This window comes from Pseudomonas sp. R5(2019) (genome assembly GCF_009905435.1).
GTDB lineage: Bacteria > Pseudomonadota > Gammaproteobacteria > Pseudomonadales > Pseudomonadaceae > Aquipseudomonas.
Genome location: NZ_JAAAMT010000006.1, coordinates 131,240 through 152,723, shown reverse-complemented (window position 1 = coordinate 152,723; position 21,484 = coordinate 131,240). Strand labels below are relative to the sequence as shown.

Below are 21,484 nucleotides of genomic sequence, written 5' to 3'. Positions count from 1 at the left end.
CAGCAGCGCCAGGCCGGGATATGACTCCACCAGTGAAATGCGTACAGGTTTTTAGGAGCGCTGTAATGCCTGAGATCTATCACTTCTTCCAACAGCTGGTTAATGGCCTGACCATTGGCAGCACCTATGCCTTGATAGCCATTGGCTACACAATGGTTTACGGCATCATTGGAATGATTAACTTCGCCCATGGCGAGGTCTACATGATCGGTTCCTACGTGGCCTTCATCGCCCTTGCCGGGCTGGCCATGCTGGGTCTCGATTCCCTGCCGTTGTTGATGACCGCCGCGTTCCTGGCGACCATCGTGGTCACCAGCGCCTATGGCTACAGCATCGAACGCGTCGCTTACCGCCCCCTGCGCGGCAGCAACCGTCTGATCCCGCTGATTTCCGCCATCGGTATGTCGATCTTTCTGCAAAACACTGTGCTGTTGTCCCAGGACTCCAAGGACAAATCGATTCCCAACCTGATTCCGGGGAGCTTCTCCTTCGGCCCGGGCGGCGCCGAAGAAGTCCTGATTTCCTACATGCAGATCCTGGTGTTCGTGGTCACGCTCATTGCCATGACCGGGCTCACCCTGTTCATCTCCCGTTCGCGTCTGGGCCGGGCCTGCCGGGCGTGCGCCGAAGACATCAAGATGGCCAACCTGCTCGGCATCAACACCAACAACATCATCGCCCTGACCTTCGTCATCGGTGCGGCCCTGGCCGCCGTGGCGGCTGTACTGCTGAGCATGCAGTACGGCGTGATCAACCCCAACGCCGGTTTCCTGGTGGGCCTGAAGGCTTTCACCGCAGCGGTTCTGGGTGGCATCGGCAGTATTCCTGGCGCGATGCTCGGCGGGCTGGTGTTGGGCGTGGCCGAAGCCTTCGGCGCCGACATCTTCGGCGACCAGTACAAGGATGTGGTGGCGTTCGGTCTCTTGGTTCTCGTGCTGTTGTTCCGGCCGACCGGCATTCTGGGCCGCCCGGAGGTTGAAAAAGTATGAACAGACATCTCAAATCGGCGTTCTTCAGCGCCTTGCTGGTCTGGGCCGTGGCATTCCCGGTGCTGGGCCTGAAACTGAGCATCGTCGGCATCCACCTGGAAGTGCATGGCCAGGGGAATCTGACGCTGGGCATTATTGCCCTGTGCTCGGTCCTGATGTTCCTGCGGGTGCTCTTCAATGAGCAATGGAGTGCGTTGTTCCGCTCCTCCAACCGCGGTCCGCTGGTGCCGGCCCATGTCAGCCACTTCCTGACCCTGCCACACACCCAGCGCTGGATCATCCTCGGGTTGATCGTCCTGGCGCTGGCGTGGCCGTTCTTCGGCTCGCGCGGGGCGGTCGACATCGCCACCCTGATCCTGATCTACGTGTTGCTGGGCCTGGGCCTGAACATCGTGGTGGGCCTGGCGGGGCTGCTCGACCTGGGCTATGTCGGCTTCTATGCCGTCGGCGCCTATACCTACGCCCTGCTCTCGCACTACTACGGGCTGAGCTTCTGGATCTGCCTGCCGATTGCCGGCCTGATGACGGCGACCTTCGGCCTCCTGCTCGGCTTTCCGGTGTTGCGCCTGCGCGGTGACTACCTGGCGATCGTGACCCTGGGCTTCGGGGAAATCATCCGCCTGTTCCTGCGTAACCTGACCGACCTCACCGGTGGCCCGAACGGTATCAGCAACATCCCGAAACCGACCTTCTTCGGCCTCACCTTCGATCGCACTGCAGCCGAAGGCCTGCAGACCTTCCACGAGTTCTTCGGGCTGCAATACAACTCGGTCAACAAGGTGATTTTCCTCTACCTGGTGGCCCTGCTGTTGGCACTGCTGGCACTGTTCGTGATCAACCGCCTGCTGCGCATGCCGATCGGCCGTGCCTGGGAAGCGTTGCGCGAAGACGAGATCGCCTGCCGTGCGCTGGGTCTGAACCCGACCGTGATCAAACTCTCGGCCTTTACCCTGGGCGCCAGCTTCGCCGGTTTCGCCGGCAGCTTCTTTGCCGCGCGTCAGGGCCTGGTCACGCCCGAGTCGTTCACCTTCATCGAATCGGCGATCATTCTCGCGATCGTGGTGCTGGGTGGCATGGGCTCGCAACTGGGTGTGATCCTGGCGGCCGTGGTGATGATTCTGCTGCCTGAGTTGATGCGTGACTTCAGCGAATACCGCATGTTGATGTTCGGCGCCTTGATGGTGCTGATGATGATTTGGCGTCCACAAGGACTGCTGCCCATGCAACGTCCTCACCTGGAGCTGCGCAAATGAGCCGCGAGATCCTGAAAGTCGAAAATCTGAGCATGCGCTTCGGCGGCTTGCTGGCGGTCAATGGCGTGGCCCTGACCGTGAAAGAAAAACAGGTCGTAGCACTGATCGGCCCCAACGGCGCCGGCAAGACCACCGTGTTCAACTGCCTGACCGGTTTCTACAAGCCGAGCGGCGGCAGTATCCTACTGGACGGCGAACCGATCGAAAGCTTGCCCGGCCACAAGATCGCCCTCAAAGGCGTGGTGCGCACCTTCCAGAATGTACGGCTGTTCAAGGAAATGACCGCGGTTGAAAACCTGCTGATCGCTCAGCACCGGCATCTGAACACCAACTTCTTCGCGGGCCTGTTCAAGACCCCGAAGTTCCGCCGCAGCGAGCGCGAGGCAATGGACTACGCCCAGTTCTGGCTGAACAAGGTCAACCTCACCGAGTTCGCCAACCGTCCGGCCGGCACCCTGGCCTACGGTCAGCAACGGCGCCTGGAAATCGCCCGCTGCATGATGACCCGCCCGCGGATCCTCATGCTCGACGAGCCGGCCGCCGGCTTGAACCCCAGGGAAACCGAAGACCTCAAGGCGCTGATCAGCACCTTGCGTGAAGAACACAACGTCACTGTGCTGCTGATCGAGCACGACATGAAGTTGGTCATGAGCATTTCCGACCACATCGTCGTGATCAACCAGGGCACGCCGTTGGCCGATGGCACCCCGGAACAGATCCGGGACAACCCTGAAGTGATCAAAGCCTACCTGGGGGAAGCGTAAATGCTGCAGTTCGAAAACGTTTCCACCTTCTATGGCAAGATCCAGGCCCTGCACAGCGTCAACGTGGAAATCCGCCAGGGTGAGATCGTCACCCTGATCGGTGCCAACGGCGCCGGCAAGTCGACCTTGCTGATGACCCTCTGCGGCTCGCCCCGCGCCCACAGTGGCAGCATCCGCTACCTGGGCGAGGACCTGGTCGGGCAGGAATCGTCGCAGATCATGCGCAAAAGCATTGCCGTGGTGCCTGAAGGGCGCCGGGTATTCGCCCGCCTCACCGTTGAAGAAAACCTCGCCATGGGCGGGTTCTTCACCGACAAGGGCGATTACCAGGAGCAGATGGACAAGGTCCTGCAACTGTTCCCGCGCCTCAAGGAGCGCTTCAGTCAGCGGGGCGGCACCATGTCCGGTGGCGAGCAGCAGATGCTCGCCATCGGCCGCGCGCTTATGAGCAAGCCCAAGCTGCTGTTGCTCGACGAGCCGTCGCTGGGCCTGGCACCGATCATCATCCAGCAGATCTTCGACATCATCGAACAGCTGCGCAAGGATGGCGTGACGGTGTTCCTGGTCGAGCAGAACGCCAACCAGGCGCTGAAAATCGCTGACCGCGCTTATGTGTTGGAGAACGGTCGAGTGGTGATGCAGGGTACCGGGGAAGCGCTGTTGACCGATCCGAAAGTGCGTGAGGCGTATCTGGGGGGTTAACAGCCTTTACTCAAATGCCAAGCGGGAAATGTGGGAGCGGATTTATCCGCGAATAGAACCACCGCGGTTCGCCTGACACACCGTGGTGAAGCTATTCGCGAATAAATTCGCTCCCACATTTCTGGCTCAGCTTCCCGGCTGCTCCTACAACCCCTTTAGCGCAAGCTTGTCCTTTTCGAACCACCCCACCAGATAATCCGCCAACACCTGAACCCGCCGGGGCACCGCGCCCTGATAGGGGTGCACCAGAAACATCGGCGTACTCCGAGTCTCATAATCCCGCAGCAGCCACTTGAGCTGCCCTCCAGCCAATTCCCTGGGCACCATATACGACGGAATCCGCACAATTCCGGCCCCGACCAGCGCAGCTTTTTTCAGCAGACTGTAATGGTTGCTGGCAAAGAAGCCGGACACATGCACCCGCACCAGTTCGTGCTGCTGGTGATAAAGCCACTCTTCCCGCCCGCTGTAATGACTGTTGAGCAGGCAACGGTGCTCGACCAATTGCGCAGGCGTTTGTGGCTCGCCATAGCGTGCAAGGTAGGCTGGACTGGCGCAGGTCAGCTCCTGCATCGACAACAGCGAGCGCGCAACAAGGCGCTCATCGTTGCCCAGCCGGGTGCGGATGGCCAAGTCAAAGCCATCCCGAATCAGGTCGCGGTTATCGTTGCTCAGCTCAAGCTCGATCTGGATGTCCGGGTAGCAACTGGCAAACTCGAGCAACAAGCCTTCGAAGAACGTTTCCCCCAGCGACACCGGCACGGTCAGCCGTACGGGGCCCGCCAGTTCATCCTTGACCAGCGCAAGCGCTTGCCGGGCACGCTCCATCTGCACCAGCAACGCCTGCGCCTGAGGCAATAGCGCCGCGCCCGCGGCGGTCAGGCTCAAACGTCGGGTCGTGCGATGCAGCAGGCGGACCGAATGGCTGCTCTCCAAGTGGCTGATGCGCTTGGACAGCTGCCCCTTGCTCCAACCCAGCTGTTGCGCGGCCAGGGTGAAGCTGCCGGCCTCCATCAGTACGGCGAACGCTGCCAGATCGTCCAGTTCGCTCATCGATTGTTTCCAGATGAAAACCAAAGGTTGCCTATTAGCGCGCTTATCGACAAATAAAACCAGCCCTAGACTCAAGCCCTCACCACTCTTGCGAGGAAGCTTCAATGAAAATTCTGTTGATTGGCGCCAATGGCACTATCGGCTCGGCCGTGGCGACTGAGCTGGCAAGCCGCCATGAGGTTGTTCGAATCGGTCGCAGCAGCGGCGACTTCCAGGTCGATATCAGCGACAGCGCTTCGATCCGTCAACTGTTCGAGAAAACCGGCAAGTTCGATGCGCTGGTCTGCGCCGCCGGCAATGTCACCTTCGCGCCACTGGAAGAGATGAATGAGCAGTCGTTTGCCCTGGGCTTGGCGGACAAACTGATGGGCCAGGTCAATCTGCTGCTGATCGGCCGCGAGTACGCCAATGACCATGGCTCGTTCACCTTCACCAGCGGCATTCTCAACCGCGACCCGATCAAGGCCGGCGCCAGCGCCGCGCTGGTCAATGGCGCCCTCGATGCCTTCGTCAAGGCTGCGGCGATCGAGCTGCCACGGGGCCTGAGGGTGAACTCGATCAGCCCGACCGTGCTGATCGAAGCCATGGACAGCTACGCGCCTTATTTCCGAGGCTACAAACCGGTGCCGGCGGCCGACGTCGCGCTGGCCTACGCCAAGAGTGTCGAGGGCTTGCAAACCGGCCAGACCTTCCAGGTCGGTTAAAGCCTTGTGATCCACGGCCAGCCTGCGTAACGTGGCAGCACTTTCCAGGAGACCCCCTCGATGCGCGCTGCCCGTTCCCTGTTGTTCGTTGCCCTGCTTCCCGTGTTTGCCGGCTGCCAGATGTTTGCCGAGAAGCCAACGTCGGTGTCCACCGCCGGCATGACGCGCATGCAGGGTGAGCTCAAGGGCGAAGGCGGTCAGTTGGTGTTCCAGCCATGCTCCGAGGGGCGCCGGTTTGTCGTCAACGACACTGGCAATACCGGCATCGTGCAGGAGGTCGCCGACCTTGCCGGCAAACCCTTGTTCGTCGACCTGCGCGGCAGCTTTGCCGCCAGCTCCACCGGTGGCAACGACGGCCAGTTGAACCTGCATCAGTTCTATCGCCTCGAGCGCTCGGCCAGCGCCTGCAGCGACCCTAATTTCAAGCGCCTGACCCTGCGCGCCTCCGGGCACAAGCCTGACTGGACGGTGAAAGCCAGCGGCAAAGGCATGGTGCTCGAACGCGAAGGCCAGCCACCGCTGGCGCTGCCGTACCTGGAAGAACAACTGCCCGAAGGCCGCTTCAACCTGACCAGCGAAGCCAATGATCAGCGCATTGAACTCTGGGCAGCACCGCAACGCTGCGTCGACAGCGTCACCGGCAGCGTTCAGCACCTGAGCGCCGAACTGCGGGTCAACGGCAAGCCACAACGCGGTTGTGCCTACTACGGCGGCTCGCGAGACGACTGACGGCGCCGACTATCGTTTTTAATCTGCCGGTAAACCGCTCGACCGGCTTATAATTGCCGGTTCGAGAAAAGCTGCCGGGCCCTCCCCTGTGGCCCGGAAATTGGACCCTGTCATGTTACGAATCACCGAATTGAAGTTGCCGCTGGACCATCCCGACGAAGCCCTGCGCCCGGCCATCGTGCAGCGCCTGGGGATCGCCGACGATGAACTGCTGGCATTTACCCTGTTCAAGCGCAGCTACGATGCCCGCAAGAAGTCTTCGGACCTGCAATTCATCTATACCATCGACCTGAGCGCCAAAGACGAAGCGGCGTTGCTGCGAAAGTTCTCGGACGACCGCAACGTCAATCAGGCCCCGGACGTCAGCTACAAGCCGGTCGGCCAGGCACCTGAAGGCCTGGAGCAACGCCCGGTTGTGGTCGGCTTCGGCCCCTGCGGTATCTTCGCCGGCCTGTTGCTGGCACAGATGGGCTTCAAGCCGATCATCCTCGAGCGCGGCAAGGAAGTGCGCGAGCGCACCAAGGACACCTGGGGCCTGTGGCGTAAAAGCGTGCTCAATCCCGAGTCGAACGTGCAGTTCGGCGAAGGCGGCGCCGGCACCTTCTCCGACGGCAAGCTGTACAGCCAGATCAAGGACCCCAGGCACCACGGCCGCAAGGTGCTGCACGAGTTCGTCAAGGCCGGCGCGCCGGAAGAGATCCTCTACGTCAACAAGCCACACATCGGTACCTTTCGTCTCACGGGCATGGTTGAAAACATGCGCCATGAGATCGAAGCCTTGGGCGGTGAAATCCGCTTCCAGCAAAAAGTCACCGACCTGTTGCTGGACAACGGCCAGCTGCACGGTGTGGTGCTCGAAAGCGGTGAACAGATCGCCTCCAGGCATGTGGTTCTGGCACTGGGTCACAGCGCCCGCGACACCTTCCGCATGCTGCACGCACGCGGTGTGTTCATGGAGGCCAAGCCGTTCTCTATCGGTTTCCGTATCGAGCATCCGCAGTCGCTGATCGACCAGGCACGCTTGGGCAAATACGCCGGCCACCCGAAACTCGGCGCCGCCGACTACAAACTGGTCCACCACGCCAAGAACGGCCGTTCGGTCTACAGCTTCTGCATGTGCCCGGGCGGGACCGTGGTGGCCGCGACCTCCGAGCCTGGCCGCGTCGTCACCAACGGCATGAGCCAATACTCGCGTAACGAACGCAACGCCAACTCGGGCATCGTCGTCGGTATCACTCCGGAACAGGACTACCCGGGCGGCCCATTGGCCGGTATCGAGCTGCAGGAGCGCCTGGAAGCCCACGCCTATATCCTCGGCGGCAGCAACTACATGGCGCCGGCGCAACTGGTCGGGGACTTCGTGGCCGCCAAACCGTCCACTGCGGTGGGCAGCGTCGAACCGTCCTACAAGCCGGGGGTTGCCTGGGGTGATCTGGCCCTGGCCCTGCCCGACTTTGCCATCGAGGCCATCCGCGAAGCCCTGCCCGCCTTCGACCGCCAGATCAAAGGCTACAACCTGCACGACGCAGTGTTGACCGGTATCGAAACGCGCACCTCCTCGCCGCTGCGGATCACCCGCGGTGAAGACCTGCAAAGCTTGAACCTGCCAGGCTTGTTCCCGGCTGGTGAAGGCGCAGGCTATGCCGGCGGTATCCTCTCGGCAGGCGTCGACGGCATTCGCATCGCCGAAGCCGTGGCCCGCGACATCCTCGGCATCGCCCACTAAGCCTCAGGGCAGCGTTCGAGCCGAACGCTGCCCTGCCGGTTTAACCAAGAAAATTCCTACATACCTCCCAGATTCGGTCTGACGCCAGTACTCCGAACGACTGCTAGGCTCTCTGCCGAAGTCGGATGGCTTCAATTCCTTATTACAAAAAAGAATATAATTTTTGTTTTAACAACCAAGAGCACGGGTTAGGGTGTCCCCTTTCTCGGAAACTTCGCATGGAGAGCCAACTTGCTGCGTAGCACTTTCACTCGTTTCTTTCAGTTGGAAGCTGCCAGCGGTCTGTTGTTGATTGCAGCAGCGGCGCTGGCGCTGATCATCAACAATTCGGCGCTGTCATTCCTCTATAACGGCCTGCTGGACACCCCGGTGGTGGCACAGGTCGGTGCCCTGAAAATCGCCAAGCCCCTGCTGCTCTGGATCAACGACGGCCTGATGGCCTTGTTCTTCCTGCTGATCGGCCTCGAGGTCAAGCGTGAGGTGGTCGATGGGCACCTGTCCAAGCCCTCCCAGATCGTCTTGCCGGGCGCTGCCGCCATTGGCGGCATGGTCGTGCCGGCGCTGATCTACTGGGCGCTGAACCGCGACAATCCGGCTGCCATTTCAGGCTGGGCCATCCCGACGGCCACCGACATCGCCTTCGCCCTTGGCGTACTGGCCCTGCTGGGCAAGCGCGTGCCCACCTCGCTCAAACTGTTCCTGATGACCCTGGCCATCATCGACGACCTGGGCGCAATCATCGTCATCGCCCTGTTCTACTCCGGCACCTTGTCGAGCCTTTCACTGATACTGGCGGCGGCTTGCCTGGCCATCCTGTTCGCCATGAACCGGCTGGGGGTCGTCAAGCTCGGGCCCTACATGATTGTCGGCCTGATCCTCTGGATTTGCGTGCTCAAGAGCGGTGTTCACGCAACACTGGCCGGGGTCACGCTGGCGCTGTGCATTCCCTTGCGAACCCGCAACGCCGAAACCTCGCCCCTGCTCAGCCTGGAACACGCCTTGCACCCCTGGGTGGCGTTCGGCATCCTGCCGCTGTTCGCCTTTGCCAACGCCGGGGTTTCGCTGGCCGGTGTCACCCTGGAAAGCTTCACCCACTACGTTCCGATGGGCATTGCCATCGGCCTGGTGGCCGGCAAGACGATTGGTGTCTTCGGCCTGACCTGGCTGGCGGTCAAGACCGGCATCGCGGCCCTGCCGGCAGGCGCCAACTGGGGCCAGGTGCTGGGGGTGGCGGTGCTGTGCGGTATCGGCTTCACCATGAGCCTGTTTGTCGGCTCACTGGCGTTCGTGCCGGGGCAGAGCGAGTTCGCTGGCATGGACCGGATGGGGATTTTGACCGGGTCGTTCATTGCCGCTATCGCAGGTTATGCGATCACGGCAATGGCCAGCCGGAAATCCCAGGCGACCTGATCCCGCCTGGGTTTGACTCTGTAGGAGCAGAGCTTGTCGGGGCTTTTTTTGTGCAGCGGATCAGTGGCTGACGCGGCTGGTTCCGTCGACAGTCATGATGCGAACACGCTCACCGACACGGAAGACTTGGTTTTCCTGAACAGCCTGCACATAGGCGCGCATGCTGCCGTCGTCTTCACGCACGGTGATTTCCACGCCCTGGGTACGGGTCAGGCCTTCTTCAGTTGCCGAACCCAGCAGGCCGCCGGCGACAGCACCAATGACCGCCGCCACGATACTGCCGCGACCACCGCCTACCGAGCTACCCGCCACGCCACCAACAATTGCACCGGCGCCACCACCGATCGGGGTCTTGGTGCCTTCGATTTTTACCGGGCGCAGGGATTCGATGGTGCCCATGCGCACGGTTTGTACACGCCGTGCCTCATCGCGCGAGTACGAGTCGCCGGACAGGCTGGAGGCACAGCCGCCCAGCAACAGCGACATCGCGGTAAAGGAAGCAACGAGCAAAGCAGATTTACGCATGGGTTCATCTCCATAAGACAGATGTTCATTAGACTCTGTGCCAACACGACTGTCACGACACAGCCTGTATAAAATTGCTTCCATTCAGTTACGGTACAGGCACGCGCACGCAAGCGCACAGGCTCGAACGTCTAGACAACGCCTGCGTGCAAAAACTCAAAGCAAGTGAGGGAGCGATGTGGCAGGACCGCCACATCGCCGCTTTTACATCAAGTCAGGGTCAGCCTGATCAGGGTGCCAGACGCTCGCGCCGCCAGCCATCGCCCTGGCGCAGGTAGTTGAGGCGGTCGTGCAGACGGCTGGGCCGTCCTTGCCAGAACTCGATGCGCTCGGGTAGCAACCGGTAACCGCCCCAATGCTCGGGGCAGTGTGGGTCCTTGTCATTGAAGCGCTGCTCAGTGGCCTTGAGTAGCCCCTCGAGCTCGGCGCGATCGGCAATCACCTGGCTCTGGGGCGAAGCCCAGGCACCCAGGCGGCTGCCCAGCGGGCGCACCTGGTAGTAGGCATCCGATTCTTCAGCCGAGACCTTCGCCACCGTCCCTTCGATGCGCACCTGGCGCTCCAGGGTCGGCCAGAAGAAGGTCATGGCGGCGAACGGGCGGGCCGCCAGTTGCCGGCCCTTGGCACTCTCGTAATTACTGAAGAAGGTAAAGCCCTTGTCGTCCAGCCCCTTGAGCAGCAACACCCGACAGTGCGGCCGGCCGTCGGTGTCGACCGTGGCCAGGGTCATGGCGTTGGCCTCGACCGGTGGTTGCTCGGTCTTGAAGGCTTCGTCGAACCACTGGCGAAACAACGCAAACGGCTCGGCAGGTGCTTGCGCCTCGGTCAGGCCGTCACGGGCGTAATCGCGGCGCATATCTGCCAGGGTCTGGATCATCACGGCGTCCTTGTCGATCAGTTGGGTTTGGCGTCGGTGGCGGTAGCCACTTTCTTGGTGGTTTCAACCTTCTTGGCCGCTGGTTTGGCTGGGGCGACCTTTTTCGCAGCAGCCTTGGCCGGTGCTTTTTTCGCAACCGTGGCTTTCTTGGCTGGCGCAGCTTTGCTGGCCGCTTTTTCAGGGGCTTTGACCGCAGCAGGCGCAACGGACTTGGCCGCTACCAGCTCAGCCGGCGACGGTGTTGGCTGCTTGTACTTGCCGATCAAGGCCACCAACGTGTCTTGTGGGGTCACCAGCATCTCGACACGGCGGTTCAACGCGCGCCCTTGGATGCTGTCGTTTGCCGCACGCGGCATCTCGCCGCCCATGCCGCGCAGCATCATTCGATCACGCTGCAGGCCACTGAGACGAAAGATCGACGCCACCGAACCTGCACGCTCCTGGCTGAGCTTCTGGTTGGCAGCCGCAACACCGCTGGTATCGGCATGCCCAAGCAGCAGCACGGCGGTTTTCGGGTCGGCTTCAAGAATCTTGGCCACTCGGGTAATCGGCCCCAGGGTGTTCGGCAGCAACATGGCTGGGCGATCCGGGTTGAACGAACTGTCGACCGGCAGTGTGATCACCAGTACGTTATCGCGGCGTTCAAGCTCCAGCTTGCTGTCCTTGATGGCTTCGCGCAGCGACGGTTCGTATTTGTCGAGCCAGGCCTGGGTCACTTTCGGATCAACCTTGGGCAGCGCCTTGGTTTCTTCCTTCTTGTCACCGCCGAACGGCCACCACCAGGATCCGCCGTCCTTCTTTTCAACCTTTTCAGCTGGCGGAGCAGTTTTAGCAACGACCTTTTCTGCCGCAGCGCGTTTCACTTCCTTGTCAGCGACTTTGTCAGCACCAAAAGGCCACCAGCTGTGGCCGCTGTCGGCGGACGAGTTTTGCGGCGTTTGGGCGCAGCCGGTAGCAGCCAGGCAGAGCGCGAGCGCGATCGATTTGTGAGAGGACATCAGGTAATTCCACGCTATGACAGTGGTAAATGAACAGAAGGCAAAACGCCCAGATAAAACAAGCAATTAGAGAACAGAATAGCAGCCGGGTTCCGGCGCTCCGTCACATTCCGATCACAGGCATGTGCCCAGCACGCGCACCAATTTCTGCGCGCGCGGGTCCATCAGCACATAGGGCCCAAGGGTATTGGTGACGAAGCCAAAAGCGACATCGCGCTCCGGGTCGGCGAAGCCAACCGAACCTCCGGCACCAGGATGACCGAACGCTCGACCGCCAAGACCGAAAGTAGCGTTGGCAACCTGAGGCTGGTCGAGCATGCAACCGAGGCCGAAACGGGTCTGGGTCAACAAGGTCTTGTCCTGGCCAATGCTGTGCTCGCGCGTCAGCTCGCTGAGCAGTTCGTCTTCCAGCAGGCTGCCGTCGAGCAGGCCGCTGTAGAAACCGGCCAGGCTACGGGCATTGCCATGTCCGTTGGCGGCCGGTTGTTGCATGCGCCGCCATTCGGGTTTGTTGGTGCTGGTGAGGATCGACGGAGGATTGGTGAAGGCGCGGGTGGACATCGCTTCCGGTTCGCGCATGGTCACTTGCAGCAGGCGCTGGGCGGCTTCATCACCCATGTTGCCCTTGCCACGGGCGATGTGCGCCACGCGATGGAACTGCTCATCAGCCAACCCGACATGAAAATCCAGGCCCAGGGGTTTGGCGACGCGGGCGACGATGGAATCACCGGGGCCACGCCCGTCAGCACGGCGAATCAACTCGCCGATCAACCAACCGTAGGTGATGGCGGCATAGCCATGACCTGTGCCCGGTGTCCACCAAGGCGTTTCGGCGGCCAGGGCATCGACCATGGTTTGCCACTCATACAGGGCTTCGGCGGGCAGCAAGGCGCGCAGTGCCGGCAAGCCGGCCTGATGGCAGAGCAGTTGACGCAAGGTAATGGCTTGCTTGCCGGCGGCGGCGAACTCGGGCCAGTAGCGTGCCACCGGGGCATCCAGTTCGAGCTTGCCTTCGGCCACCAGCTGCAGGGCAGTGACAGCGGTGAAGGTCTTGGTGCAGGAAAACAGATTGGCAATGGTGTCGCTGTGCCAGGCTTCGGTGCCGTCCTTGTCGGCGGTGCCGGCCCACAGGTCGACTACGGTTTCTCCACCGACCTGAATGCACAACGCCGCGCCGCGCTCCTGACGGCCCTCGAACAGCGCCGCGAAGGCTTCGCGCACGGCTTCGAACTTGAGCTCATAGTGACCCTGAATCTGCACCGCTGACTCTCCACACAATCAATTTTCAACGAGGGCTGCATTGTTCCAGCCCTCAGAGCATTTGGGAACTGCTTGATGTAGGAGCCGGCAAGCCCCAATGCCAATCAGTTAAGGACCGGAGCACAGACGTCCATGTAGGAGCGGCGGTCCGGCGTCCCGACCCGGCCGCGATGGGCCGCGCAGCGGCCCCTTGGGCCTGTGACATCTGCGGATCAGCTTGCGAGTGTCGGCGGTTTCAGAATCGCCGGGGGCCGCTTCGCAGCCCATCGCGGCCGGGTCCGCTCCTACAGGTGTTGCGGCGTTCGGCGCTCCATTCCTTAACTGACTGGCATTGTGGCAAGCCCGGCTCCTACAAACGCGTCAAGGGGCGTCTTTTCTCTCTTGATCGGCATTCTCTACCACAGGCTTGGCCGCTCCGGCTGCCTTGCCGATCTGCGCCATCGCTTGCTGGTTGGTCTTGCGCACCGAAGCGACAAAGCCCTGGAACGGCACGTCGGTCACACCCACCAGGCCGACATGGCCGTTTTCGCCATCGAGCAGGCGGCCAGTCACGGGTTGGTCGAGGTATTGGAACCAGTGCGCACCGACCACCGTCGGCTCAGTCAAGGCAGCCTTGATGAAGGTGGCGTACGCCGGGCCACGGTCTTCTTCCTTGGCGACTTCGATCTGGCCCGGCCAGAATGGCCCGCGATCACGCGAGCCGATATTGAATTCCGAGATCATCACCGGCTTGTCGAGACTGCGCAGGCGGGCAAAGTCGTAGCCGTCCTGGGGTTTTGGCGTGTAGAAGTTGAAGCTCAAGACGTCGCAGAACTGCGCGCAGGAATCAACCGCCTCAGGCGAGCTGACGGCGAAACGCCCGCCCAGCAACAGATGGTTGGGGGCGTGCCAGTTCAGCGAGTCGGAAATGGTCTTGAAGTAGGTATCGGCAAACACCCGCTGGAAGTATTTGAAGTCGGCCTCGATTTCCGGGTGCTCCGGGCTTGGCAGCGGTGGCTCGAAGCCTGGATCTTCCATCAGTTCCCAGGCCGGCAGGTCGATGCCCCAGGCCTTGGACAGCCCTTCCTGGTTGCGGTACTTGTCGCGCAGCTGCTTGAGGAAGGCGCGCTTGGCCGGCACATCGGTGGTCAGCCGCAAAGTGCCGTAAGCCAAGGCATAGCGGGCCTTGGGGTCATCGCCGTGACCCGCCCAGGACAGCTCATTGTCAGCGAAGTAGCCGATCAGCCAAGGGTCATCACGATGGTCACGGGCAGCAATGGCCACGGCGCGTTCGGTGGCCATGGCAAAGCGCGGGTCGAACGGGTCCGGCATGCCGCCCCACCAGTCGCTGCCGGTCTTGATGCTGGCATAGTCGCCGACGATCAGCAGCGGCAAGGTGTACGGCACCCGGTCATTTTGTTTCAGACCCGCATCACTCCAGTTGCCGAGGGTGTTGAAGCCCCAGGCCTGCAAGCGATCGAGGGTATGGCTTTGCCAGCGCTTGGCATCGAACTCGCTGGCCGTGCAGGTCGGTTGCGCTGCGGCCTTGGCTGCCTCTGTCGCTGCCTCGTCGGGCTTGGCGCATGGCACGACATAGGTACGCGCCAGGTTGGCGGCGTAGAAGTCATACCAGCGGCCACTGTTGTAGCCCCGTCCCTGGGAAGAGCCATTGCCATCGCGGTTATCGCTCTGGCCGTAATAGTCCGCCAGCGGCTCGGTGCCCTGTGGCAACGCCGAGAACATGAATTCGCGGCCCGCTACATAGGTGCGAGCGCCTTGCGGCGCGACGGTGTTGACACCCAGGGAATAGAATGGGTGCCCTTCGGGTGTCACCAAGTACCAGCGACCATCACGCTTTTGGGTGTGGAAGAAGCCTGTGACGTCAAAGGTCGGCCCCTTGGTCCAGCCACCGAACTTGTCCAGGGGTTGCTTCTCGCGTTCGGCAAGCCAGGCCTTGAGCTGCTGCTGTTCCTTGCCGGCCGACGCCTTGAGCTGCTCATCGCTGGTGATTTTTTCCGGCCATTTGCCGCGGCTGTACTGGCCGTATCCATCGACGATGCCGCCATAGGCGGCCTTGACCACATCGTCCTCGCCGTCCTGGACGCCAAAGCGTTCGATCAACAGGCTCTGGGCCACGTTCGGCTTGGGTATCGACAGGGTCACCGAGGTGACCTGGGAGAGGTTCAGCTCGCCCACGCTGCTGGTCAGCAACACCCGCTGCCCCTCACGCACCCACGGCATCGGCGGCCCCGCGCGCATGCCCTGGCTCAGCGGGCTGTTGGCTTGCAAGGGGATCAGGACGGTCTGGGCCGGGCCGGCTGGCAAGTCGATGCGGCTGGTGAGGGTCTTGCCATCGCTGCTGGTGACGGTCACGTCAACACTCAAGGCCCAATCCATGGCACTTTGCAGGCGCAAGGTCATGACCTTGTTCTGCGACCAATCCCAGACACCGGCTTGCGGGGCCATGCGCAAGCTGGGGCGCGCGGCCGGGTTGAAGACCACCCGCCGCAACACCTCGCCTTCGGCCGTCTGCTCCGCGTTGGATTGCGGCAAGCTGGCATCTTCGGTCGTGACCTGCACCACATCGGCCGGGCGAACAAAGTTGAACAGCGTCTGTTGCGCGGCCATGGCTGGCGCGGCAAACAACAAGGCAAATACGGCAGGCAGCGAACGGCGAATCATATGGATCGAGCTCTCCTGGACGGCCGACGGTGGCCATCGTGATGGTGAATAGACAACGCAGGCGGGCTTAGTTGCCTGCCCGGCTCAGGAAATTTCCCGACGAAACGGTGGCAAGGCATTGAGAATAGCCTTGCCGTAGCGTTGCGTAACGACGCGACGGTCAAGCAAGGTGATGGTGCCGCGATCCGCCTCGGTGCGCAGCAACCGCCCGCAGGCCTGGATCAGGCGCAGCGAGGCGTCTGGCACGGCGATCTCCATGAACGGATTGCCGCCGCGTGCTTCGATCCACTCGGCCAGCGCCGCTTCGACCGGGTCGTCCGGCACGGCAAAGGGAATCTTGGCGATCACCACGTGCTCGCAGTAGGCACCCGGCAAGTCCACGCCTTCGGCAAAACTGGCAAGCCCGAACAGCACGCTGGAGTCGCCACCGTCAACGCGCGCCTTGTGCTTGTTGAGGGTCTCCTGCTTGGAGAGATTGCCCTGGATGAACACTTGCTTGCGCCAGTCCCGGTCAAGGCCGTCGAACACGTCCTGCATCTGCTTGCGCGAGGAAAACAGCACCAGGGTGCCCCGTGAGCCTTCCACCAGGTCGGGCAGGTCGCGAATGATCGCGGCGGTGTGCGCGGTGGCGTCCCGAGGGTCGGCACGCAAGTCCGGAACCCGCAGTACACCGGCATCGGCATGGTGGAATGGGCTCGGCACAATGGTGGTGACGGCGGTCTTGGGCAGCCCGGCGCGCATGCGGAAGCGGTCGAACTTGCCAAGCGCGGTCAGGGTGGCGGAGGTGACCAACGCACCGTGGGCAACGCTCCACAAGTTGCGTCGCAGCATCTCGGCCGCGAGGATCGGGCTGGCATTGACCTCGATGTCGAACAACGCACCGCTGTCGGCCAGGGTCAACCAGCGGGCCATGGGCGGGCTGTCTTCCGGGTCTTCGGCGGTGAAGGCCGTCCACAGCTCCCAGTTGCCCTGGGCGCGCATCAGCAGGCTGCCGAACAGCGGGTACCACTCTTCGGCCTGGTGGCTGGCGATGCCGATTTTGACCTCGCCATCCATGCCTTCCTTGAGCAGTTCAGTCAGACGGGTAAACAGGTCGGTCAGGCGCGAAAAGCCCTTTTTAAGCTCGATACCCATCTCGCGGATGTGCTCGGGCACGACCCCGCCAACAAAGCGATGGCGCGGCCGCTCGCGGCCTTCCATGTCTTCACCGGCACGGAAATCAGCCAGCTCTTCGCAGACCGTGAACATGAACTGCTGCTGGGTCTTGATCTCGCGGGCCAGCTCCGGCACCTGTTCGACCAGCTTGCCCAGGTCGCCCGGGAGCGGGTGCTGGGCCAGCAGTTTGGTCAGGTTTTTCGCCGTTTGCTCCAGCCAATCGGCGGTTGAGCGCAGGCGGGTGTAATGGGCAAAGTGGCCGATGGCCTTGTCGGGCAAGTGATGGCCTTCGTCGAAGACGTAAATGGTGTCGCGCGGGTCGGGCAATACCGCGCCGCCGCCGAGGGCCAGGTCGGCCAGGACCATGTCGTGGTTGGTAACGATCACATCGACCTTGCCCATCCCTTCGCGGGCCTTATAGAAGGCGCACTGCTGGAAGTTCGGGCAATGACGGTTGGTGCACTGGCTATGGTCGGTGGTCAACCGTGCCCAGTCGTGATCTTCAAGGGCCTGGGGCCAGCTGTCGCGGTCGCCGTCCCACTTATTGCCGGCCAGCTTCTCGATCATGCTGGTAAACAGCTTCTGACTGGCCTCATCGACCTCGATCTTGAAGCCTTCTTCTTCGAACAGCTGGGCGGTTGCGCTTTGCGCATGGCCTTCCTGCAGCAGCCCATCGAGCTTGGAAATGCACAGGTAGCGGCCACGGCCCTTGGCCAGCGAGAAGGTGAAGTTCAGGCCGCTGTTGCGCATCAGGTCAGGCAGGTCTTTGTAGACGATCTGCTCTTGCAGGGCGACGGTAGCGGTGGCAATGACCAGGCGCTTGCCGGCCGCCTTGGCCGCCGGAATCGCCGCCATGCTGTAGGCGACGGTCTTGCCGGTACCGGTGCCGGCCTCGACGGCGACCACGGCCGGGTCGCCGCTGCGCCGACCTTCGTCGTCGCAATCGATGTCGCCAAGCACCTTGGCCACTTCGGCGATCATCAGCCGTTGACCGTAGCGAGGCTTGAGGCTCTTGGCTTCGAGAAAACGCGAATAGGCGCCCTGGATCTGGGATTTGAGTTCGTTACTGATCATGGTATTGGGGCGCGCAGGGCTGGATAAATTTTCAGTATTCGCGGATGGGTGGCTATCATACCCGCTATTGCCCCCCGCGCCGAATGGAGATCCCCATGACCCCCTATGCCATCACCTATACCTTCCATGTGTTGGCCGCCCTGATTTGGGTCGGCGGCATGTATTTCGCGTGGATGATCCTGCGCCCGGCGGCGATGACAGCGCTGGAAGGCCCGCCGCGGCTGAAATTGTGGCAAGAAGTTTTCCCACGCTTTTTCGTCTGGGTCTGGCTGGCCGTGCTGATTCTTCCGATCAGTGGTGTCGGCATGCTGCAGATGCGCTTCGGCGGCTTCGAGACCGCGCCGCGCTATGTACAGGTGATGATGGGGTTGTTTGTGGTGATGACCGCGCTGTTCATCCGCGTCCAGTCACTGCAGCTGCCGCAGCTGCGCAGCGCCGTCGAGGCCCAGGATTGGCCGGCCGGCGCCGCCGCGTTGGGCAGGATTCGCCGGCTGGTCGGGATCAACCTGTGCGTCGGGCTGTTGGTGGTCGCAGTCGCGGCCGCCCGCCCGACGTTCTGATCTCAGAAATGTTGTAGCGCGACGGTACCCGCTGCGCCCATTGCGCCTGGCTGGCCCGGCTCACCGGGCTTGCCGGCCGTGGCGCCGTCGGCACGATAGATCAGGCAACCCTTGCCTTTGCCACCCGCCCCCGCCTTGCCCGCCACTCCGGCCTCACCCCCCTGGCCGCCCTCGACTCTCACCTTGACCCGCGCCGCCGGGTAATTGCGGGGCAATTGCAGGCGCACATTCGCGCCTGCCGCGCCGTCATGACCGTTGCCGCCGTTGTCGCCGTCCGCGCCGCGCCCGGCCTGGCCCCAGGTGCAGCCGGCCGCTTTGCCGTTGGCGCCATCGAGCCCGGCATAACCCGGTGCGCCAGCGCCGCCACGGGCATCGATGGACAACACCTCAGCCTTCAGGGACTCCACGCTCAATTCAAGGTTACGCCCCGGCAAGGCTGGCTTCTGATAGGTCCCCGGTGCACCACGAACGGTGATCTGGCTGCCACTGGCCAACTCGGCCTGGCGCGCTTGCACGCGCAATGGTTGCTCACCCGGCACGATCGCGATACGGGCTTCATGGCCCAGACGCAACTGGCCGACATTGATCTCGGTCAGGCTGGCGGGGATCAGCAGTGTGCCGTAGTCGGCCACGTCCAGCCGCTCCAGGGTGACGCTGCCCGCCTTGCCCGGCAGGCGCAACAATGAATGGGGCTCGACACTGATGCTTTGGGCCAGGGCCAGCGGGCTGAACAACGACACCAGCAGAATCAACTTACGCATGCTTGTTCACCTTGGCTGGCGAGGGGATCGACTGAATATGGAAAATCCCGACCAGCAGGATCTGCAAACGGTCGAACCAGCGATGGCTGCGCCCTTGCAAGCGGCTGTTGAACAGCAGCACTTCCAGCACATGCAACGCCAGCAGGCCGGCGCCCGCGGCATTGATCAGCAGATGAAACGGATTGACCAGCGGCGTGAACGCATTCAGCAATACCACCCACCAAAACAGTACCGTCAGGCACTTGCCCAGTCCCCAGCCCCACTTCATACGCCCCCCTGACATTCGCAGTGTTGATCAAGGCGCCGTCTGCGCGGCGTCTGATAGCCGCACATTAACGGCACGCGGGGGCGTTGTACCAGCGTGTTGTTTCAATTGAGTTGCAGTTCGACACGCTATGGCCGCGCATGCCCCCCGTGGGGAGTAAAGACGGCGCTTTCCATCTCCGCCAGCAATAAGCCATTATCGCGCGAGCGCACAGAGGACTAGGCCGCAAGCGTGCAGCCCGTTAGGCTTGCGAGTTCTGATTGAGGATTATTGATGGCTGACGTTTTTTCTTCGCGCACGCCGCAGCAAGCCCTGGCGGCCCTGCTCGAACGCTATGCACCCAAGCACCTGTTGTTGGTGGGTAACCGCTTCCCGGCCGTGGACGCTTTCGAGGCCGCCCACCCCGGCTGCGAAATACACCTGGCCGAGCCCGGCCCGTTGCCGGCCGCACTCGCCGCGCAGCGCTTCGACCTGGCGCTGCTGGTCGACTGCCTGGAACACCTGAGCCCCAGCGCCGGCAAGCAATTGCTCGGCGGTATCCGCAACCTCAACGCCAGCCGCATTGCGGTGCTGGCCGACCTGCGCGCCTGCGGCTGGCAGAACACCGACTTCCTCGCCCTCGCCCTGCAGGCCAGTGAGCGTTTCCAGCGCGACGAGCAAGTGCTGAGCCTCTATACCTACGATTTGCGTGAATACAAACAAGTGCCGGACTGGCTCAACGCCAAGTTCTGGGCCAACCCCGAAAACTTTGGAAAGTACTGGTGGTGACAGCATGAGCCTGACGATCTGTCCATGCGGTAGCGGCAACCTGCTCGACGCCTGCTGCGGCCACTATCACGCCGGGCAGCCGGCACCCGACGCCCAGACCCTGATGCGCTCGCGCTACAGCGCCTATGTATTGGGCGATATCGACTATCTGGTCGCCACCACCCTGCCGGCTCAGCAGGACGGCCTTGACCGTGCGTCGATCAGTGCCTGGAGCGCGGGGAGCACCTGGCTCGGTCTTGAGGTCGAAAGTGCAGAGGTCTTCGGTGGTCAGCCCGAACACGCGTTCGTCACTTTTACCGCACGCTGGCACGACGCCGAGGGCGAGCACAGCCACCGCGAACGCTCCTCCTTTGTGCAGAATAAAGGACGCTGGTATTTCATCGACCCGACCGTGCCGCTCAAGGCCGGACGCAACGATGCCTGCCCGTGCGCCAGCGGTCAGAAATTCAAGAAGTGCTGCGCCAGCTATATCACCCGCTAAGCTTGGGGCATCGCCAACCTCGGTTGCCTGCGCCCCTGCCGGAGTGTCGAGATGGATGCAACGACACGCGTTCTGCGCCTGTTCGCTCTGACATTCATGCTAGGGCTGGGCGGCTGTGCGACCTGGTTCACTGGCAACTTCCAGGACCCGGACATTCACTTGCTCAAGGTCGAAGTGGTCAAGGCCAAGCTGCTGCAGCAAGCGTTTGTGCTGCACTTTCGCATCGATAACCCCAACGACTCGAACCTGCCCATTCGTGGGCTGCGCTACCGTGTGCTGCTCAACGACATCTTGTTGGCCGACGGCGAAGACAACAGCTGGTTCTTTGTACCGGCCCACGGTCGCAAGCGGTACTCGATCGATGTGCGGACCAGCCTCTGGCGAAACCTCAAGCCCTTGGCCAAAACGCTGCGCCAGACCGAGGAACCGATCCACTATCGGCTCGAAGGTGAGCTCAAGTCCGGATTAATCTTCGGCAGGGACCTGCAACTGTCGCGCACTGGTGAGATAATCCCCGGCGATTTTATTCCGGAGTGACCTCAAATGACGCAACAACCCCATGTTCATGGCCCTGACTGCAACCACGATCACGATCACCACCACGATCATGACCACGGCCACGTACACGGTCCGCACTGCAACCATGCTCCCCAGGAGCCCGTGCGCAACACCCTCAAGGATGTCGGTCGCAACGACCCGTGCCCGTGCGGCAGCAACAAGAAATTCAAGAAGTGCCACGGCGCCTGATCGCGCCGTTTAGACTCAGCCC

The 21,484-nt window shown here is 62.2% G+C and carries 22 protein-coding genes; 13 read left to right on the top strand and 9 right to left on the bottom strand.

Going from position 1 to position 21,484, the window contains the following annotated elements:
* Nucleotides 1-65 precede the first annotated feature (65 nt).
* The 4 genes from livH to GUY40_RS06485 are packed head-to-tail and all read left to right on the top strand — an operon-like array spanning nt 66 to nt 3,708.
* Nucleotides 66-989, top strand: coding sequence for a high-affinity branched-chain amino acid ABC transporter permease LivH (livH, locus tag GUY40_RS06500; RefSeq protein WP_166568120.1), 924 nt, complete (start codon nt 66-68; stop codon nt 987-989).
* Nucleotides 986-2,242 (top strand): high-affinity branched-chain amino acid ABC transporter permease LivM, encoded by a 1,257-nt coding sequence (locus tag GUY40_RS06495; RefSeq protein ID WP_166568119.1) that lies wholly within the window; start codon nt 986-988, stop codon nt 2,240-2,242. Before livH ends, GUY40_RS06495 begins: the two co-directional genes overlap by 4 nt.
* Nucleotides 2,239-3,006, top strand: coding sequence for a high-affinity branched-chain amino acid ABC transporter ATP-binding protein LivG (livG, locus tag GUY40_RS06490; RefSeq protein ID WP_166568118.1), 768 nt, complete (start codon nt 2,239-2,241; stop codon nt 3,004-3,006). The genes GUY40_RS06495 and livG overlap by 4 nt, the downstream gene beginning before the upstream one ends.
* A complete protein-coding gene (locus GUY40_RS06485) occupies nt 3,007-3,708 on the top strand; it encodes an ABC transporter ATP-binding protein (RefSeq protein WP_166568117.1) in 702 nt (233 codons plus the stop codon). It begins immediately after the preceding gene.
* 144 nt (nt 3,709-3,852) lie between these two features.
* Here the strand turns inward: GUY40_RS06485 and GUY40_RS06480 are convergent, their stop codons facing one another.
* Nucleotides 3,853-4,761 (bottom strand): LysR family transcriptional regulator, encoded by a 909-nt coding sequence (locus GUY40_RS06480; protein WP_166568116.1) that lies wholly within the window; start codon nt 4,759-4,761, stop codon nt 3,853-3,855.
* A 104-nt stretch (nt 4,762-4,865) separates the two neighbouring features.
* On the opposite strand from GUY40_RS06480, the gene GUY40_RS06475 reads away from it, so the two are divergent.
* The 4 genes from GUY40_RS06475 to nhaA all read left to right on the top strand — a co-directional run bounded on the left by GUY40_RS06475 (nt 4,866) and on the right by nhaA (nt 9,330).
* Nucleotides 4,866-5,465: a short chain dehydrogenase gene (locus GUY40_RS06475; RefSeq protein ID WP_166568115.1), complete on the top strand. Its 600-nt coding sequence runs from the start codon at nt 4,866-4,868 to the stop codon at nt 5,463-5,465.
* A gap of 60 nt (nt 5,466-5,525) precedes the next feature.
* Nucleotides 5,526-6,194 (top strand): COG3650 family protein, encoded by a 669-nt coding sequence (locus GUY40_RS06470; RefSeq protein ID WP_166568114.1) that lies wholly within the window; start codon nt 5,526-5,528, stop codon nt 6,192-6,194.
* Between the two features lie 112 nt (nt 6,195-6,306).
* Nucleotides 6,307-7,920 carry an NAD(P)/FAD-dependent oxidoreductase gene (locus GUY40_RS06465; protein ID WP_166568113.1) on the top strand — a complete coding sequence of 538 codons (1,614 nt, stop codon included), beginning with the start codon at nt 6,307-6,309 and terminating at the stop codon, nt 7,918-7,920.
* A 231-nt stretch (nt 7,921-8,151) separates the two neighbouring features.
* Nucleotides 8,152-9,330 carry a Na+/H+ antiporter NhaA gene (gene nhaA / locus GUY40_RS06460; protein ID WP_166568112.1) on the top strand — a complete coding sequence of 393 codons (1,179 nt, stop codon included), beginning with the start codon at nt 8,152-8,154 and terminating at the stop codon, nt 9,328-9,330.
* A gap of 60 nt (nt 9,331-9,390) precedes the next feature.
* Here the strand turns inward: nhaA and GUY40_RS06455 are convergent, their stop codons facing one another.
* The 6 genes from GUY40_RS06455 to dinG form a co-directional block, all read right to left on the bottom strand.
* Nucleotides 9,391-9,855, bottom strand: coding sequence for a glycine zipper 2TM domain-containing protein (locus tag GUY40_RS06455; protein WP_166568111.1), 465 nt, complete (start codon nt 9,853-9,855; stop codon nt 9,391-9,393).
* A 229-nt stretch (nt 9,856-10,084) separates the two neighbouring features.
* Nucleotides 10,085-10,732 carry a pyridoxamine 5'-phosphate oxidase gene (gene pdxH / locus GUY40_RS06450; protein WP_166568110.1) on the bottom strand — a complete coding sequence of 216 codons (648 nt, stop codon included), beginning with the start codon at nt 10,730-10,732 and terminating at the stop codon, nt 10,085-10,087.
* Nucleotides 10,733-10,749: 17 nt separating this feature from the next.
* Nucleotides 10,750-11,730 carry an OmpA family protein gene (locus GUY40_RS06445; RefSeq protein WP_166568109.1) on the bottom strand — a complete coding sequence of 327 codons (981 nt, stop codon included), beginning with the start codon at nt 11,728-11,730 and terminating at the stop codon, nt 10,750-10,752.
* Between the two features lie 114 nt (nt 11,731-11,844).
* Complete coding sequence (locus tag GUY40_RS06440; RefSeq protein WP_166568108.1) at nt 11,845-12,990, bottom strand: serine hydrolase domain-containing protein; 1,146 nt, start codon at nt 12,988-12,990, stop codon at nt 11,845-11,847.
* Nucleotides 12,991-13,350: 360 nt separating this feature from the next.
* Nucleotides 13,351-15,651: a beta-agarase gene (locus tag GUY40_RS06435; RefSeq protein ID WP_166568107.1), complete on the bottom strand. Its 2,301-nt coding sequence runs from the start codon at nt 15,649-15,651 to the stop codon at nt 13,351-13,353.
* A gap of 84 nt (nt 15,652-15,735) precedes the next feature.
* Nucleotides 15,736-17,880 carry an ATP-dependent DNA helicase DinG gene (gene dinG, locus GUY40_RS06430; RefSeq protein WP_166568106.1) on the bottom strand — a complete coding sequence of 715 codons (2,145 nt, stop codon included), beginning with the start codon at nt 17,878-17,880 and terminating at the stop codon, nt 15,736-15,738.
* Nucleotides 17,881-17,975: 95 nt separating this feature from the next.
* Here dinG and GUY40_RS06425 point away from each other — a divergent pair, with 95 nt between their 5' ends.
* Nucleotides 17,976-18,440, top strand: a complete 465-nt coding sequence (locus GUY40_RS06425) for a CopD family protein (RefSeq protein WP_166568105.1) — start codon at nt 17,976-17,978, stop codon at nt 18,438-18,440.
* 2 nt (nt 18,441-18,442) lie between these two features.
* Here the strand turns inward: GUY40_RS06425 and GUY40_RS06420 are convergent, their stop codons facing one another.
* Together GUY40_RS06420 and GUY40_RS06415 are read right to left on the bottom strand one after the other, a co-directional pair.
* Complete coding sequence (locus tag GUY40_RS06420) at nt 18,443-19,201, bottom strand: collagen-like protein (RefSeq protein ID WP_166568104.1); 759 nt, start codon at nt 19,199-19,201, stop codon at nt 18,443-18,445.
* Nucleotides 19,194-19,469: a DUF1145 domain-containing protein gene (locus GUY40_RS06415; RefSeq protein ID WP_166568103.1), complete on the bottom strand. Its 276-nt coding sequence runs from the start codon at nt 19,467-19,469 to the stop codon at nt 19,194-19,196. Before GUY40_RS06415 ends, GUY40_RS06420 begins: the two co-directional genes overlap by 8 nt.
* A gap of 270 nt (nt 19,470-19,739) precedes the next feature.
* Here GUY40_RS06415 and GUY40_RS06410 point away from each other — a divergent pair, with 270 nt between their 5' ends.
* The 4 genes from GUY40_RS06410 to GUY40_RS06395 are packed head-to-tail and all read left to right on the top strand — an operon-like array spanning nt 19,740 to nt 21,462.
* Nucleotides 19,740-20,234, top strand: a complete 495-nt coding sequence (locus GUY40_RS06410) for a DUF6231 family protein (protein WP_166568102.1) — start codon at nt 19,740-19,742, stop codon at nt 20,232-20,234.
* Between the two features lie 4 nt (nt 20,235-20,238).
* A complete protein-coding gene (locus GUY40_RS06405) occupies nt 20,239-20,715 on the top strand; it encodes a YchJ family protein (RefSeq protein ID WP_166568101.1) in 477 nt (158 codons plus the stop codon).
* A 51-nt stretch (nt 20,716-20,766) separates the two neighbouring features.
* The gene (locus GUY40_RS06400; protein ID WP_166568100.1) at nt 20,767-21,252 is read left to right on the top strand and encodes an LEA type 2 family protein; all 486 of its coding nucleotides are present in this window, start codon (nt 20,767-20,769) and stop codon (nt 21,250-21,252) included.
* 6 nt (nt 21,253-21,258) lie between these two features.
* On the top strand, nt 21,259-21,462 hold the full coding sequence (locus GUY40_RS06395) for an SEC-C metal-binding domain-containing protein (RefSeq protein WP_166568099.1): 204 nt from the start codon (nt 21,259-21,261) through the stop codon (nt 21,460-21,462).
* The last annotated feature ends 22 nt before the right edge of the window (nt 21,463-21,484 follow it).